This is a genomic window from Kitasatospora sp. MBT66 (genome assembly GCF_000710405.2).
Taxonomy (GTDB): domain Bacteria; phylum Actinomycetota; class Actinomycetes; order Streptomycetales; family Streptomycetaceae; genus Kitasatospora; species Kitasatospora purpeofusca.
The window spans coordinates 72,953-87,798 of the sequence record NZ_JAIY01000002.1 but is presented as its reverse complement, the minus strand read 5'-3'; the positions used below and the strand labels follow the sequence as shown (position 1 = coordinate 87,798).

The 14,846-nt window shown below is 74.8% G+C and carries 7 protein-coding genes, 2 pseudogenes and 3 riboswitches; of the genes and pseudogenes, 2 read left to right on the top strand and 7 right to left on the bottom strand.

Annotated elements, in window-relative coordinates; genetic code table 11:
- Positions 1–16: 16 nt before the first annotated feature.
- Together metE and BI06_RS01785 are read right to left on the bottom strand one after the other, a co-directional pair.
- Positions 17–2,332, bottom strand: coding sequence for a 5-methyltetrahydropteroyltriglutamate--homocysteine S-methyltransferase (metE, locus tag BI06_RS01790; RefSeq protein WP_043464346.1), 2,316 nt, complete (start codon positions 2,330–2,332; stop codon positions 17–19).
- A 162-nt stretch (positions 2,333–2,494) separates the two neighbouring features.
- Positions 2,495–2,733, bottom strand: a riboswitch (cobalamin riboswitch).
- Positions 2,734–2,848: 115 nt separating this feature from the next.
- Complete coding sequence (locus BI06_RS01785) at positions 2,849–3,958, bottom strand: NAD(P)/FAD-dependent oxidoreductase (protein ID WP_043464345.1); 1,110 nt, start codon at positions 3,956–3,958, stop codon at positions 2,849–2,851.
- Between BI06_RS01785 and BI06_RS01780 the strand changes: the two are divergent.
- A pseudogene (locus BI06_RS01780) lies at positions 3,872–4,702 on the top strand (TetR/AcrR family transcriptional regulator); the annotation flags it as partial. The gene BI06_RS01785 and the pseudogene BI06_RS01780 sit on opposite strands and share 87 nt — an antisense overlap.
- Here BI06_RS01780 and BI06_RS01775 read toward each other — a convergent pair.
- From BI06_RS01775 to BI06_RS55010, 5 genes and pseudogenes are all read right to left on the bottom strand, one after another.
- On the bottom strand, positions 4,619–5,617 hold the full coding sequence (locus BI06_RS01775; RefSeq protein ID WP_369826036.1) for an ECF transporter S component: 999 nt from the start codon (positions 5,615–5,617) through the stop codon (positions 4,619–4,621). The pseudogene BI06_RS01780 and the gene BI06_RS01775 sit on opposite strands and share 84 nt — an antisense overlap.
- Positions 5,596–7,251, bottom strand: coding sequence for an ABC transporter ATP-binding protein (locus BI06_RS01770; RefSeq protein WP_043464344.1), 1,656 nt, complete (start codon positions 7,249–7,251; stop codon positions 5,596–5,598). The genes BI06_RS01775 and BI06_RS01770 overlap by 22 nt, the downstream gene beginning before the upstream one ends.
- Positions 7,248–8,528, bottom strand: a complete 1,281-nt coding sequence (locus BI06_RS01765) for a CbiQ family ECF transporter T component (protein ID WP_082558198.1) — start codon at positions 8,526–8,528, stop codon at positions 7,248–7,250. The genes BI06_RS01770 and BI06_RS01765 overlap by 4 nt, the downstream gene beginning before the upstream one ends.
- Before the next feature lie 775 nt (positions 8,529–9,303).
- Positions 9,304–9,840 (bottom strand): annotated as a pseudogene (locus tag BI06_RS01760) (hypothetical protein); the annotation flags it as partial.
- A gap of 17 nt (positions 9,841–9,857) precedes the next feature.
- On the bottom strand, positions 9,858–12,806 hold the full coding sequence (locus BI06_RS55010) for a prenyltransferase/squalene oxidase repeat-containing protein (RefSeq protein ID WP_051740109.1): 2,949 nt from the start codon (positions 12,804–12,806) through the stop codon (positions 9,858–9,860).
- A 151-nt stretch (positions 12,807–12,957) separates the two neighbouring features.
- Positions 12,958–13,091, bottom strand: a riboswitch (cobalamin riboswitch).
- 90 nt (positions 13,092–13,181) lie between these two features.
- A riboswitch (cobalamin riboswitch) is annotated at positions 13,182–13,259 on the top strand.
- Positions 13,260–13,387: 128 nt separating this feature from the next.
- Here BI06_RS55010 and BI06_RS01750 point away from each other — a divergent pair.
- Positions 13,388–14,827, top strand: coding sequence for a hypothetical protein (locus BI06_RS01750; RefSeq protein WP_043464343.1), 1,440 nt, complete (start codon positions 13,388–13,390; stop codon positions 14,825–14,827).
- Positions 14,828–14,846: the final 19 nt, after the last annotated feature.

Genomic DNA, 14,846 nt, shown 5'->3' with positions numbered 1-14,846 from the left:
CGGAGCAGACCGGGTGTCAGCCCGCGAGTTCCTCGCGCAGGCGGCGGGCGGCGCCGACCAGGCTGTCCAGCGAGGCGCGGGTCTCCGCCCAGCCGCGGGTCTTCAGTCCGCAGTCGGGGTTGACCCAGAGCCGCTCGGCCGGGATCGCGGCCAGGCCCGCCCGGAGCAGGGCGAGGGCCTCCTCGGTGCTGGGCACGCGCGGGGAGTGGATGTCCCAGACGCCCGGTCCGACCTCGCGCGGGTACCCGGCGGCGGCCAGTTCACCGGCGACCTGCATGTGGGAGCGGGTGGCCTCCAGCGAGATCACGTCCGCGTCGAGCTCCTCGATCGCGGTCATGATCGCACCGAACTCGGCGTAGCACATGTGGGTGTGCACCTGGGTGTCGGCCCGCACGCCCGAGGTGGCCAGCCGGAAGGACTCGGTGGCCCAGTCCAGGTACGCCGGACGGTCGGCGGCGCGCAGCGGCAGGGTCTCGCGCAGGGCGGGTTCGTCGACCTGGACGACGGCGGCGCCGGCGGCCTCCAGGTCGGTGACCTCGTCGCGCAGGGCGAGGGCGACCTGGCGGGCGGTGTCGCCGAGCGGCTGGTCGTCGCGGACGAAGGACCAGGCGAGCATGGTGACGGGGCCGGTGAGCATGCCCTTGACGGGGCGGTCTGTGAGGTCCTGGGCGAAGCGGAACCAGTCGACGGTCATCGGGTGCGGGCGGGAGATGTCGCCGGCGAGGACCGGCGGGCGGACGTAGCGGGTGCCGTAGGACTGCACCCAGCCGTGCCGGGTGGCGAGGTAACCGGTGAGCTGCTCGGCGAAGTACTGGACCATGTCGTTGCGCTCGGGCTCGCCGTGCACCAGGACGTCCAGGCCGGCCTTCTCCTGGTAGGCGATCACCTCGCGGACCTCGGCCTCCATCCGCTCCCGGTACGCGGCGGCGTCGATCCGACCGGCCGTCAGATCGGCGCGGGCGACGCGCAGTTCGGTGGTCTGCGGGAAGGAGCCGATGGTGGTGGTCGGCAGCAGCGGCAGGCCGAGGCGGGCGCGCTGGGCCTCGGCGCGCTGCGGGTAGGCCTGCGGGCGGCGGGCGTCCTCGGCGGTGACGGCGGCGGTGCGGGCGCGCACGGCCGGGTCGCGGGTGATCGGCGAGCCGGCCCGGGAGGCCAGGTCGGCGCGGTTGGCGGCGAGGTCGGCGGTGATCGCGCCGGTGCCCTCGCGCAGTGCGCGGGCGAGCAGGGCGACCTCGGTGGCCTTCTGCCGGGCGAAGGCGAGCCAGCGGGCGATCTGCGGGTCGACGTCGCGCTCCAGGGCGGCGTCGATCGGCACGTGCAGCAGGGAGCAGGACGGTGCGACGTCGACCCGGTCGGCGAGGCCGAGCAGGGTCGCCAGGGTCGCGAGCGACTTCTCCAGGTCGTTGATCCAGATGTTGCGCCCGTCGACGACGCCCGCGACCAGCCGCTTGCCCGGCAGGCCGCCCACGGCGGCGAGGTCGTCGAGGTTGGCGGCGGCGGGGCCGGTGAAGTCCAGCGCCAGGCCCTCGACGGGTGCCTTCGCGAGCACCGGCAGGGCCTCGCCGAGGCGGTCGAAGTAGCTCGCGACCAGCAGCTTCGGCCGGTCGGTGAGGGCGCCGAGCTCGCGGTAGGCGCGGGCGGCGGTGTTCAGTTCGGCCGGGGTGCGGTCCTGGACGAGCGCGGGCTCGTCCAACTGCACCCAGTCGGCGCCGGCGGCCTTCAGGGCGGCGAGCAGCTCCGCGTAGACCGGCAGCAGCCGGTCGAGCAGGGTGACCGGCTCGAAGTCCGCCGCCACGCCGGGGGCGGGCTTGGCGAGCAGCAGGTAGGTGACCGGGCCGACCAGCACCGGCCGGGCCCCGTGGCCGAGCGCGATCGCCTCGGCGAGTTCGCCGACCGCCTTGGCCGGGTTCGCGACGAAGACCGTGTCGGGCCCCAACTCGGGGACCAGGTAGTGGTAGTTGGTGTCGAACCACTTGGTCATCTCCAGTGGCGCGACGTCCTGGGTGCCGCGCGCCATGGCGAAGTACCCGCCGAGCGGGTCGGCGTCGACGGCGGCCCGGTGGCGGGCCGGGATCGCGCCGACGGCGACGGTGGTGTCCAGCACGTGGTCGTACAACGAGAAGTCGCCGGTGGGGACTTCGAGCACACCGGCGTCGGCGAGCTGCCGCCAGTTCTCCCGGCGCAGCTCGGTGGCGGCGGCCCGGAGGGCGTCGGCGGTGACGTTGCCCTTCCAGTAGCCCTCGATCGCCTTCTTGAGCTCCCGGTTCCGGCCCTGGCGGGGGTAGCCGTGCACGGTCGCCCGGGTGGCCGCGGCTGCGGACTTCGCTGTCAAGGGACTCTCCTTCGCGAGTCTTGCTCCTCAAGTGCCCGCTGACGGGACGAGGGCGCGAAGGGACGACGAGCCGGACGGTGGCCGCCGCGAACGGACGTGCCTGAACCGCCTGCTGTGGTCGCCGACCCGCCCTCGAGGTCATCGGACAGCCGCCCGCGGATCCTCCGCGGACGGGCAGCGGGCAGGTCTTCGGACTCGCGGGCACGCTCGCCCTCGTCGAGGGCGGACACCTACTGGCCGTCGCTTCCCGGGCCCGGCTCGGACCCAGTGCGTATGACGGCGGTCGTTCCCACTCACCGCTGCGGGGCAGTCCCGGACTGGCCAGTCGAAAGGCGTCACCGGGTTCCCTCTTACGACGTCCTGCCTGGCGGGCAGGACGAACCAGCTACAGGGTCAGCCTAGAGGCAAACCGCCGGTCGGGGCGATGGATTCCACCGCGGTGTCCACGGATCGGGACCGGCGGGCACCTCGGGGCCGCGTCGGCCGGGGGGCGCGCGCCGCCGCACTCGGCCGCTGTCAGTCGGGCTGGAAGAACGCGAGCATCTTCCGGGCGGCGTCCGGTGCCCGCAGCATCGCCTGGATCTCCGTGGACATCCGGGCGGCAGCGGCGGTGCGTTCGAACATCTCGCGTTCGTACTCCGCCACGGCGGCCGGGAAGTCGTCCGGGTGTGCGGCGAGCGCGAGACCCAGCAGGGCGCCGTCGAGCAGCGCCATGTTGGCTCCCTGTCCCACCGGCGACATCAGGTGCGCGGCATCGCCGACCAGCGTGACGCCCGGCGTCGACGGCCAGGTCAGGCCGACCGGGAGGGTGGTGATCGACCTCGGCACGACGGTGTCGTCGCAGGCCGCGATCAGCGCGGTGAAGCGCGGGTCCCAGCCGGGGAGCAGGTCGATCAGCCGCGCCCGGGCGGCGGCCGGGTCGTCGAACGGGATCCCGCTGGTGGCGAACCAGTCCTCGGCGGTGTCGTAGAAGCCGAGGCCGATGCGGACCCGGCCGTCGCCGTTGCGCTGCGCCGCCAGCGACACTCCGTCGCCGAGCACCCAGTAGGTGCCGCGCCCGACCATGGCCGCGAGGTCGGGGTGGGTCCGGTCGATGTCGGGGATGCCGACCTCGACCATGTTGTGGCCGGTGTGCGCCGGGCGGACGTCGGTGAGCAGCGCGCGGACCCGGGAGTTCGCGCCGTCCGCGCCGACCAGCAGGTCGTACGTCGCGCTGCCGCCGTCGGCGAAGCGCAGCAGGCCGCTGTCGGCGGATTCGAACGCCCGCCCCCAGCGCACCGTGCCCTCGGGGAGGGAGTCCAGCAGCAGGTCGCGCAGGTCGGCGCGGTCGACCTCGGGCCGCGCGAGCGGGGCGTCGTCGGGCGTGTCCTCCTGGAGCAGCAGGGTGCCGTCCGGCTCCAGCAGGCGCATGTCCTGGCCCTCGCCGCGGGCGATCGCGAAGAACTCGTCGATCAGACCGGCCTCGCGCAGCGCCCGCTGGCCGGAGTGGATGTCGAGCATGCCGCCCTGGCCGCGCGCGTGGCGTGACGATTCGCGTTCATGGACGACGCAGTCGATGCCGTTCACGTGCAGCACCCGGGCGAGCGCCAGGCCGCCGAGGCCGGCTCCGACGATGGCGATGGTCATTTCTGCCTCCCCCTCCGAAACGTCTTCGAGACACCGTCGAGGCACCTCGGAGGCACCTCGGTGCACCTCGACGCGTCTCAATACACCGTACTGGTCGATACACTGTATCGCCCGATGCGTTGTATGGTGAGCGGCATGTTGGTGTGGGAGCGGCCGGAGCCGCCGGATCGACCCGTGCCGGCCCCGCTGAGCCGGGACCGGATCGTGCGGACGGCGATCGGGCTCGCCGACGCGGACGGCCTGGACGCGGTGTCGCTGCGCAAGGTCGCCACCGAACTGGACGTCCGTCCGATGCGGCTGTACGGCTACATCGCGAGCAAGGAGGAGCTGCTCGACCTGATGGTCGACGCCGTGCACGCCGGGATCCGGCCGGTCGGCGACCACTGGCGGGAGGTGCTCCGGTCCCATGCCGAAGCCACTCGGAGCGCCGTCCACGAGCACGAATGGCTCGCCGATCTGCTGGGCGGCCGACCCCAGCTCGGGCCGGAGGCGCTGGCCGGCGGGGAGACCCTGGTGGCCGCACTGGGCGACCTCCATGTGGACGCCGTCATGCCGGTGGTCGCCGCGGTCAAGGCGTACGTGATCGGCGCGGTGCGTCGGGAGATCGCCGAGCGGCGGGCCGAGCGGGCCACCGGGATGGACGAGAAGCAGTGGCAGCGGTCACTCGGGCCCTACCTGGAACGCACCTTCGCCACGGGCCGGTTCCCCGCGCTGGCCACGGTGGTGCGCGACGCCGCCCACCTCGACGCCGACCGCACCTTCCGGATGGGCCTCGACTTCGTGCTCGACGGCATCGAGGCCCACGTCTCGCGATGACGTGTCACCTGCCGTCGCGGTGGTGCTGCCCGGAGGAGCGTCCACGGCCTCGAAACGCACGGTCGGCTCGAAGTTGGCCCGGCGGGCGGCTCGGCGGAAGACGGTCAGGACGGCGGGGCCGACCAGCAGGACGGCCACGAAGGTGGTGACGGCGCGGCCGGTGTCCCAGCCGAGCGAGGTCGCCACGTCGAAGAGCAGGTAGCGGTGCCACTGCTCGGTGAACGGCAGTCCGGGCAGGTAGGCGATGGAGCTGTTGGGGTCGGTCGAGAACGGCCAGAAGGAGAGGTTCAGCAGGAAGCCGAAGAGGTAGCCGGAGAAGGCGCCGTAGAGGGCCAGCACCGGCACCTCCCAGCACCGCCGCAGGCGCGGCAGCAGCCCGGCGAGCAGGCCGACGAACGCGCAGCCGAACATCTGGTACGGCATCCAGGGGCCGACGCCGCCGGTCAGCAGGGCGGAGGCGAACAGCGAGGTGCAGCCGAGGGTGAAACCGAAGCCCGGGCCGAAGACCCGGCCGGCCAGGACGAGCACGAAGAACACCGTCTCCACCCCCGCCGTCCCCGCGCCGAGGGGGCGCAGCCCGGCGTTCACGGCGGAGAGGACGCCGAGCATGGCGAGGGCCTTGGCGTCGATGCCGCCCGCCGAGATCTCCGCGACGACGACGGCGAGCACCAGGAGCATCAGCGCGCCGAAGATCAGCGGCGGGGCGTAGGAGGAGCCGAACTTCCCCGGGGCGACGACGAACGGCCAGGTGAAGGCGACGAGCCCGATGAAGGCGGCGAGCGCCACGACCACCCGGGCCCGGCCGGGGATCCGGACGGCGGTCACCGGGCGGCCCCCGCGGATTCGAGCGCCTGAGCCACCTGATGGACAGTCAGGTACGGCAGTGGGGCGAGGATCTTGGCGGCCTGCGGGGCGAAGGTCGGCGAGGCGACGATGACCTCGTCCGTGCGGCCGTCCGCGACGATCTCGCCCTCGGCCATCACCACCACCCGGTCGGCGGCGGAGGCGACGAACTCGACGTCGTGGGTGGAGACCACCACGGTGCGCCCCTCGGCCGCGAGGGCGGCCACGATGCCGGTGAGCGCCTCCTTCGCGTGGTAGTCCAGGCCACGGGTGGGCTCGTCCAGCAGCACCACCCGGGGTGCGGCGGCCAGTTGGATCGCCAGCACCAGGGCCAGCTTCTGACCCTCGGAGAGGTCGCGGGGGTGGGTGTCGTCCGGGATGCCGGGGGCGAGGCGGTCGAGGATCCGGCGCGCGGTCGGTCCGGCCTCCGCTGCCGGCTCGCGGCCCGACTCCAGGTCGCTCTGGGCCAGCTCCTGGGCCACCGACTCCAGGTACAGCAGGTCCGTCGGGGTCTGCGGGACCAGCCCGACCAGCCGCCGGGCCTCGGCCGCCGAGACCCGCTTGGGGTCCTTGGGCGGCCTGCCGTCCTCGCGGACCACCCGCACGCTGCCGCCCTGGCGGGGCCCGGAGCCCTGGAGGGCCCACAGCAGCGAGGACTTGCCCGATCCGTTGCGCCCCATCAGGGCCGTGACCTGGCCGGCCCGGAGCTCCAGGCCGACCTCCCGGACGGCGGTCACCGGCCCGTACCGGACCACGATCCGCTCGGCGAACAGCACGGTGTCGCCCTCGGCGGCGCCGCGGCGCGGCGCCGGTGCCGGGCGCGCGGCCAGGGTCTCCCGCAGCGGCGCGGCGGCCCGGCGGGCGTCCCGGACGGAGAGCGGCAGCGGGCTCCAGCCGGCCAGCCGGCCGAGCTCGACGACCGGCGGCGCGATCGCGGTGCCCCGGAAGACCTCGGCGGGCGGGCCGTGCACGACGGTGCCGTCACCGGGCAGGTAGGCCACCCGGTCTGCGTACTGGACCACGCGCTCCAGGCGGTGTTCGGCGAGCAGCACGGTCACGCCGAGGTCGTGCACCAGCCGGGTGATCGCGGCGAGCACCTCCTCGGCGGCCGTCGGGTCGAGCGCGGAGGTCGGTTCGTCCAGGACCAGCACCCGGGGGTGGGCGGTGAGCACCGAGCCGATGGCGACCCGCTGCTGCTGGCCGCCGGACAGCTCGTGCAGCGCGCGGTGGCGCAGGTCGGCGAGGCCGAGCAGGTCGAGGATCTCCTCGACGCGCTTGCGCATCACCTCCGGCGGGACGGCCAACTGCTCCATCGCGTAGGCGAGTTCCTCCTCCACCGTGTCGGTGACGAAGCCGGCCAGCGGGTCCTGCCCCACCACCCCGACCACATCGGCCAGTTCACGCGGCGGGTGGTGCGCGGTGTCGCGGCCGTCGACGGTGACCCGGCCGCGCAGGGTGCCGCCGGTGAAGTGCGGCACCAGGCCGTTCACGGCGCCGAGCAGGGTCGACTTCCCGACGCCCGTCCGGCCGACCACCAGGCAGAGTTCGCCCTCCGGAACGTGCAGGTCGACCTCGCGCAGCACGGGGGCGTCGCGGCCCTCGTACACCACGCCGACCCGGTCGAATCGGATCACTTGCTCACCTCGGTGGTCGTGCGGTCGGGCTCGGTGCGGTCGGACGTGGCGCGGTCGGACGTGGCGCGGTCGACGGCGGTGCGCCGGTGGCGTGTTCCGTCCGCCGGGCGCGGCCTGGGCGGGGTGGCCGGCCCGGGAGTGCGGCCGGGCGGCGGGGCGATCGCCCCGGCGGCGCCGGCCAGCAGCAGGGCCAGCACCGGGACGAGCGGCAGGCTCGGCCAAGTCAGCGGATACAGCGAGGGATTGAGCTCGGTAGCGTCGTAGCCGACGGTCCCGAAGAGCAGCACGGCGGCGGCGACACCGCAGCCGGCCACCCCGAACTCGGCGGCCCGCCAGCGGTCCGGCCGGTAGCTGGTGCGCCGCACCCGGCGTCCGCCGAGCGCCAGGCCCGCCGCGCACAGAACGGCGCCGGCCACCAGCGCGGGAAGTCCCAGGACGGCGGGGGCGGTTCCGTCCAGCAGGCCGTACACCCCGGCGCAGAGCCCGCACATGCCGAGCAGCATCAGCGCGCCCGTGGTCCGTCGGGACCGGCGGGTGGCCGTCCCCGCCCGCCCGTAGCCGCGCGAGTCCATCGCGGCGGCCAGGTGCAGCGAACGCTCCAGGGCGTCCTCCAGCACCGGGACGACGATGCTGCGCAGCGCGCGGACGCCCTTGGTCCGGCCCGCCCGCAACCTCCTTGCCCGCGCGACCCGTTGGACGCTCTGCACCAGCTGCGGGGCGACGCTGAGCGACACCGTCACGGCGACACCGAGCTCGTAGAGGGCGGCGGGCAGGACGCGCAGGGCCCGCTTGGGGTTGGCGAGGGTGTTGGCGGCGCCGATGCAGCAGATCAGACAGGCCAGCCGCAGTCCGTCGAAGGCCGCCGAGAGGGTGGCCTCCAGGGAGACCGGGCCGCCGATCTCGATGCCCGCGTACCAGGCGGGGGTGGGGATGTGCGGGAGCGAGAACAGCAGGTGGTCGTGCGGGGTGATGCCGGTCGCGAAGACGCAGCGGAAGACCACCCGGATCGCCACCACCGTGAGGGCCAGCCCCAGGTAGTAGCCGAAGCCGCGCGCCCACGGGGCGTCGGTGCGACGGGCGGTGACCACGTAGCCGAGCACGACGAGGACGAGCAGGAGCAGCAGCGGGTTGGTGGTGCGGCTGGCCGCCGTCGCCAGGGCCAGCGCCCAGGTCCACCAGGCGAGCGGGTGCAGGTTCCGCGGACTGCGCCGGCCCCCCGCGAGCCGCCCGGAGGCGGGGGACGGGGAGCCGGCGGAGCGCTTGTCGAGCGTGGTCACCCGATCACTCGGCCTGTCGGCGGCGGCGCCGCGCGGTGAGCGCGGTGGCCACGCCGAGCGCCACGACCAGGACGGCACCGACCACGGCCGGGACCATCGAGCCGGAGTCGTGCGGGGCGTCGGCGGCCGGTGCCGCGTCCACCACCACGGGGCCGGCGGCGTGCGCGGGCTGCGACGTACTGGCGTCGGGGGTGGGCACGGCGCTGTCGGTGGCGGTGTCGGTGGCGGGCGGGGTGTCGGCGGGGGCCGGTTCGGCCGAGGGGTCCCCGGTCGGGTCGGCGGTGGCCGCCGGAACCTCGGGCTCGGGAGCGGTCGGCGCGGGCGCCTCGCCCTGCGGGTTCGCCGGGGTGGTGGCGGGCGCACCGGCCGTGCCGGCGGACCTGCCGCCGGCCGTGCCACTGGTGCCGCCGGTCGCGGGCGGGCGCTTCGTGGCGGGCGCACCGCCCGTACCTGCGGTGCCGCTGGCCGTGCCACCGGCGGTGCTGCCGCCCGAGGAGCTCGACGAACCGGAGCCCGAGCCCGAGGACGCGCCGCCGGTACCGCCCGAGGACCCGCTCGCGTTCCCTCCCGAGGACCCGCCCGAGGAGCCGCTCGACGAACCCGAGGAACCGGCCGAACTCGTCCCGGACGAACCGCCGTTCGCCCCGCCGGTGCTCCCGGTGCTGCCGGTGCTGCCGGTGCTGCCGGTACTGCCCCCGCCACCTCCGCCGGTACTGCCACCGCCACCCGAACCTGCGGGCGGCTGGGGCGGTTCGGGAGTCACGGGCGTCGTCCCGCCGCCCGGGGCCGTGTTGTGCGCCCGCAGGGTGTCGGGCGAGACGACGGGACGGCCCTCGGTGCCCTCGATGTTGGTGCCGCCGAAGATCCACAGATCGACACTGCCCGGCTTCGGCTGATAGCTCATCGCGCCCAATTGGCTGTACGACCAATCGTTCTGACCGGGATCCGCGTGCCAGTACGACCAGTACGCCGTGGCCGGCGGCGTCAGGACGCACTTCTCCTGGTCCGGCGTCGGGAACTGCTTGCCGCCCTGGAAGCCGCTGTAGCCGATGCGGCAGATGAACGCCGGACCGTCGTGCCCGGTCCCGGTGGTCTTCCACCCGCCCTGGTTCAGCAGGACGTACCCGGTGGTGGGGGTGGTACCGCAGGAACGCAGCAGCGGACCGCCCCACTTGCTGAAGTCGACCGCCAGCACCACACCGGAGGTGGTCGTGCACTCCTCGATCGGCAGGGGCGATGCGGCGGCCGGACCGGCGGCCGCACCGACACCGCCGAACGCGACCGCGAAGGTCAGTGCGACGGCCCCGGTCAGTCGGCCGAACCGCCGGCTCACCGGTGACGCCCCGGGGCGGTTCCGGTACGGCGCCGGGCGACGAGCACGGCCGCCGCGCCGAGGGCGGTCAGCAGCCCGGCAGCGCCGGTGAGCACCAAGGTCTCGGTACCGGTGCTGGCAAGACCGCCGCCGCGGACGGAACCGCTGCCGACCTGGACCGGGACGGCAACCACCGGTGCGCCGACGCCACCGCGGACGGGCTCGTCGATGCCGCCGGCCACGGGGGCGTCGACGGCCGGAGGGACGGACGTGCCGGGGAGGACGGGAGCGGCGGAAGCCGTCGGGGAACCGGAGGTGGTCGGCGTCGCGGTAGCCGTCGGCGTCGCGGTCGGGCTCGGCGTACCCGTCCCGGTCGGCGTCGCCGTCTGTGTAGCGGTGGGAGTCGGCGTGGCGGTCGGCGTCACCGTCGCAGTCGCGGTAGCAGTCGGCGTCACAGTCGCCGTAGCCGTAGCCGTAGCCGTCGGCGTAGCAGTCCCGGTCGCCGTCGGCGTAGGCGTGGGCGTCCCGCCCAGGTCCCGCCGCAGCGTCCCGAAGGAGACCCCGGTTGCACCGCCCAGCACCTGCGTGGACGCCCGCACGTCCGAGCCCCGCTGCCCCTCGGAGGCAACGTTGAACCCGCCGTCGTCGTTCTGCTGGCCGGCGAGGAAGTCCAGCGCCTTGGCGATCCCCGCGCCGTGGGCGGACCGGCGGAGCGTCATGCCCTGGACCGCGAGCGCGGCCGAGTTGGTCGAGTCGCCGGCCGCGCCGGGGAAGCCGCCGTCGGCGAGCTGCCGGCCCGCGATCCAGGCCACGCCCTTGTCGACGGCCGCCGCGGCCTCGTCACCGGGGACGAGGGCGAGCGCCATGACGGCCATCGCGGTGCTGTCCACGTCGGAGTCGCCGGTGGCGGGGATCAGGCTGGGCCAGGAGCCGTCGGCGTGCTGGAGGCTCTTCAGGTAGGCGATCGGGGCGGCGGCGTTCGCCGTGTCACCGGCCCGCAGCTGGGCCATGATGCCGAGTGCCTGGGAGAACACCGAGGTGGCCCAGGTGTAGTTGCCGGCGCCCGCGCAGCCGGTGCTGTCGTCGGCCTTGGCGCAGGTGACCGCCGCGAGGGCGGCGATCAGGTCGTGGCCGCCGAAGGCGCGCGGGTCGCGGCCGACGACCTCCGCGAGCAGCGCCTCCTTGCCGATGGAGCCGCCGCCGGCGTACTCGGTGCCGATCGCGGTCCAGTCGTTGACGGTGCGGTCGTTGGCGTCCTTGCCCTGCCGGTCCAGGAAGTCGACGATCCCGCGCAGCGCGGTGTCGTCGGTGCCGGTGGCGGCGAGGGCGAAGGCGCCGTCGATGGTGAGGCCGAAGTCGGCGAAGGCCGGGAAGGCCTCGTAATAGTGGCCGTCGATCAGGCGCGCGCGGTCGGTCAGGTAGGCGCTGCCCCGGGCCGGGTCGGGGGTCCGCCCGGCGGGCGGGGTGGTGGCGCCGTCCGGGTTGTGGCGGACGGTGCCGAGGTCGGTGCCGGTCAGGGCCAGGACGGCCTGCTCGGTGGCGGCCGGGTCGGCGTCGGGCGTCGCCTCGTCGGGCCGGACGCCGCCGTCCTCGCCCTGGCGGGCGGCGATCCACGCCTTGGCGGCGGACTGCCGGGCGCCCTGGCCGACGGCCAGCAGTGCCTGGGCCGCGTGGGCGGTGCTGCCGGTGTCGCCGGGGGCACCGGCGTAGGGGGCGTAGGAGCCGTCGGCCTGCTGGCTCGCGGCGAGTTGCTCGGCGGCCTTCTTCGCCGTCGACTCCTGGTCGGCGACACCGCGCAGGGCGAGGACGGCCAGGCTGGTGGAGCCGGGGTCGGACTCGCAGTAGCCGCCCGCGACGATCATCGATCCGGCCATGCCGCCGTCGGCGCACTGGAGGACCGCGAAGCGCGCGAGCGCCGACGCGGGCGGCGTGACACCGGCGCGGCGCAGGGCGATGACCGCCCATGCCTGCGCCCAGGGCGAGGAGGCGCCGTGGAAGTCCCCGGCGGCGGTGCACTTGCCGTTCTCGCCCGGCCCGGCGCACACATGGTCGGTGAGCGCGGCGAGGAGGTCCCGGCCGCCGAAGGACCGGGGGTCGCCCTCGGTGCTCCCGGCGACGAGGGCGAGCAGGGCGGCGGCGCCGGAGTCGGGCTTGCCGGCCGGGCCGTCGGGGTACAGGTAGGCGTCGGTGTGGGCCCGGAGGAAGGCGAGGACCTTGCGCAGCGCCGGGTCCTGGGTCCCGGCGGCGGCGAGCGCGATCGCGGTCTGCGCGGTGCGGGGGTAGTCGGGGCCCTCGAAGGCCCAGTTCTCCATGTGGTCGCCGTCGACCAGGCGGGCGACCAGCCAGGCGGCCGCGGCGGCGGGGTCGCCGGTGCGGGCCGGGCCGGTCGGACTCGCCGTCGCGGTGGGCGAGGCGGACGGCGAGGCGGACGGCGAGGGCCCGGTGTTCCTGGCCCGGACCGAGTCCGGGGTGAAGGACGGCGCCCCGCTGGTGCCGCCGATGTCGGTGCCCCCGTAGACCCAGGCCTCCACCTCCCCCGGCTTGGGCTTCTGCGTCGCGGCGCCGAACTGGCTGTAGGACCAGGTCTGTTGGCCCGGAGCGGCGATCCAGTACGACCAGTACGCCGTCGCCTGCGGGGTGGTGGTGCAGGGCTCCTCGGCCGGGGTCGGGTACTGGGTGCCGCCGTTGAAGCTTCCGGTGCCCAGGCGGCAGATGAAGGCCGGTCCGTCGTGCTCGGTGCCGGCGGTGGTGAATCCGGCCTTGTGCAGCAGGTTCATGCCGGTGCTGGGGTCGGCGTCGCAGCCGCGGACGACACCGCCGCCCCAGTGGCCGAAGTCGACGGCGACGATCGCGCCGGTGGTCGTCGTGCAGTCCTCGATCGGGTCCGCGACCGCGGCCCGGGGGTTGGCGAGCAGCACCGTACCGCCCGCCGCAACCGCGACCGCCCCGGTGACCAGCAGGGACACGACTCCCCTGCCTCTGTGCCGCGTACGACTGCTGCTGACCCTCACCGGCTACTCCCTGGTCGATCGACGCGGGTGCAACGGCGCAGCCGGCAGCCCCCGACAGGCATGGGGACCGCCATGACCACGTCGTAGTCCGCGACGACGCAAGTACTTCGAGAACAGACCCCGGTCCAGGCATTCCGGCTCATCCGCCCGGGGGGGCGGATCTACGGTTGCGGGTCAGCGCCGGATTCGGACCGGCTTCCCCTGGGTGCCGAGGGTGAAAAACCGGTTCATCAGACCACGCTGCCGAACTGGGAGTCAACGGCACGTCACCTGGATCACAAGCCCTCGTCGGCGCCTACGCCGTGCGGTAGCGTCCGCGGTGGCCGAGCGGGGGAACCCGGTGCGAATCCGGGGCTGACGCGCAGCGGTGTGGGGTGCCGTCCGTCGGCGCCCCGAGTCCGAATGCCCGCCCGGCCGCGCACCACGGCGAAAGCCTGCCCACGCGAGCCGGGCGGCGGCCGCTCCGGCCGCCGTGCTCCCGCAGGGGTGCAAGGGGCCGGGGCCGGGTCGGCGCCCGCCACCCCAAGGAGTGTCCCGTGTCCTTCCTCACCTCACGCACCGCCGCCTCCCGCACCGCCGCCTCCCGCACCGCCGCCGCGGTGACCGTCCCGCTGGCGGCCGGAGCCCTGCTGCTGTCGGCCGTTCCCGCGCAGGCGACCGCCACCCCGGCCCAGACAGCCACCTCGAAGAGCACCGGCGTCACCTATCTGAAGTCCCTCCAGGCCGCCGACGGCAGCTACGTCACCGGCGGCGGGCTCTCCAACGAGTGGGCCTTCAGCGCGCTGGCGGCGGCCGGCACCGCGGCGGCGGACGTCACGCCCGGCGGGGACGCCACCAAGAACGCCCGCCTCGTCTACCGCAACCAGCTCGCCGCGCCCGCCTGGCCCAGCGCCTCGCCGGTCGTCACCGACTACGAGCGCGGCATCCTGAACGCCTACGCCGCCGGGATCGACCCCGCGCGCGTCGGGCCCGGCCGCAACCTGGTCGCGGACCTGGCCGCCTACTGGCAGACCGCCGAGCCCGGCTACTACGGCCCGTCCGCCAACTTCAACGGCACCGTCTTCGGCCTGCTCGCCCTCGGCGGCGCCAGGACCCAGAGCGGCACCAGGCGCGTGCCGCAGTCCCTGCTGGACGCCTCGGTCGCCGCCGTGCGCGCCAACCAGCACAACGACGGCGGCTGGAACTACAGCAAGGCCGCCGGCGACCCGACGGCGCTCGCCCAGGGCAGCGACATCGACATGACGGGCGCCGCCATGGCCTCCCTGTGCAGCGGCGGCGTCCCCAACACCGATGCCGCGGTGGTCGCCGCGAAGAACTTCCTCAAGGGCAAGCTGGTCGCCTCCGGTGCGTTCAACTCGATGTGGGGCGCCAACACCGACTCCAACGGCTGGGCCGTCTCCGGCCTCAACGCCTGCGGCATCAACCCCCAGGGCGCCGAGTTCACCAGCGGCGCCGGCAAGACCCCGATCGACTTCCTGATCGCCCAGCAGTTCAAGCCCGGCGGCGGCTTCAAGTACCTGCCCACCGACACCGTCCCGTCCGCCTACGCCTCCGTCGACGGTCTGCGCGCCGTTGCCGGCGCGGGCTTCACCGCCACCCCGCCCGCGCCGAGCGCGGCCGGCGAGCCGGCCTGGGCGGCCACCACCGGCTTCACGCCCGGCACCGCGGCCCGGCTGGCCCTGGTCGTCGACAACGGCACCGCCCCGCTCAAGGTCTGCGCCGTGACCTTCACGCCGACCGGCAGCACCACGACCCTCGGCGAGGTCCTGGACGCGGCCGCCACCGCGACCCCGGGCGGCTGCGTCACCACCGTCACCCCGGCCACCGGCTCCGGCACGATCACCTCGCTCAACGGCACCGCCAACAGCGGCTCGGCCACCTGGAAGGTCGACCTGGACGCCGGCACGGCCACCGCCGCCACCCGGGCCACCACGGTCCACCTGGGCGACACCGTCTCGCTGCGCTACGGCAGCTGACCGGACCTGTACGGTGCCG

Excerpts from the sequence above, each read along its gene's own strand:
- BI06_RS01785 (WP_043464345.1), bottom strand. The coding sequence starts at position 3,958 with ATGACCATCGCCATCGTCGGAGCCGGCCTCGGCGGCCTGGCGCTCGCC.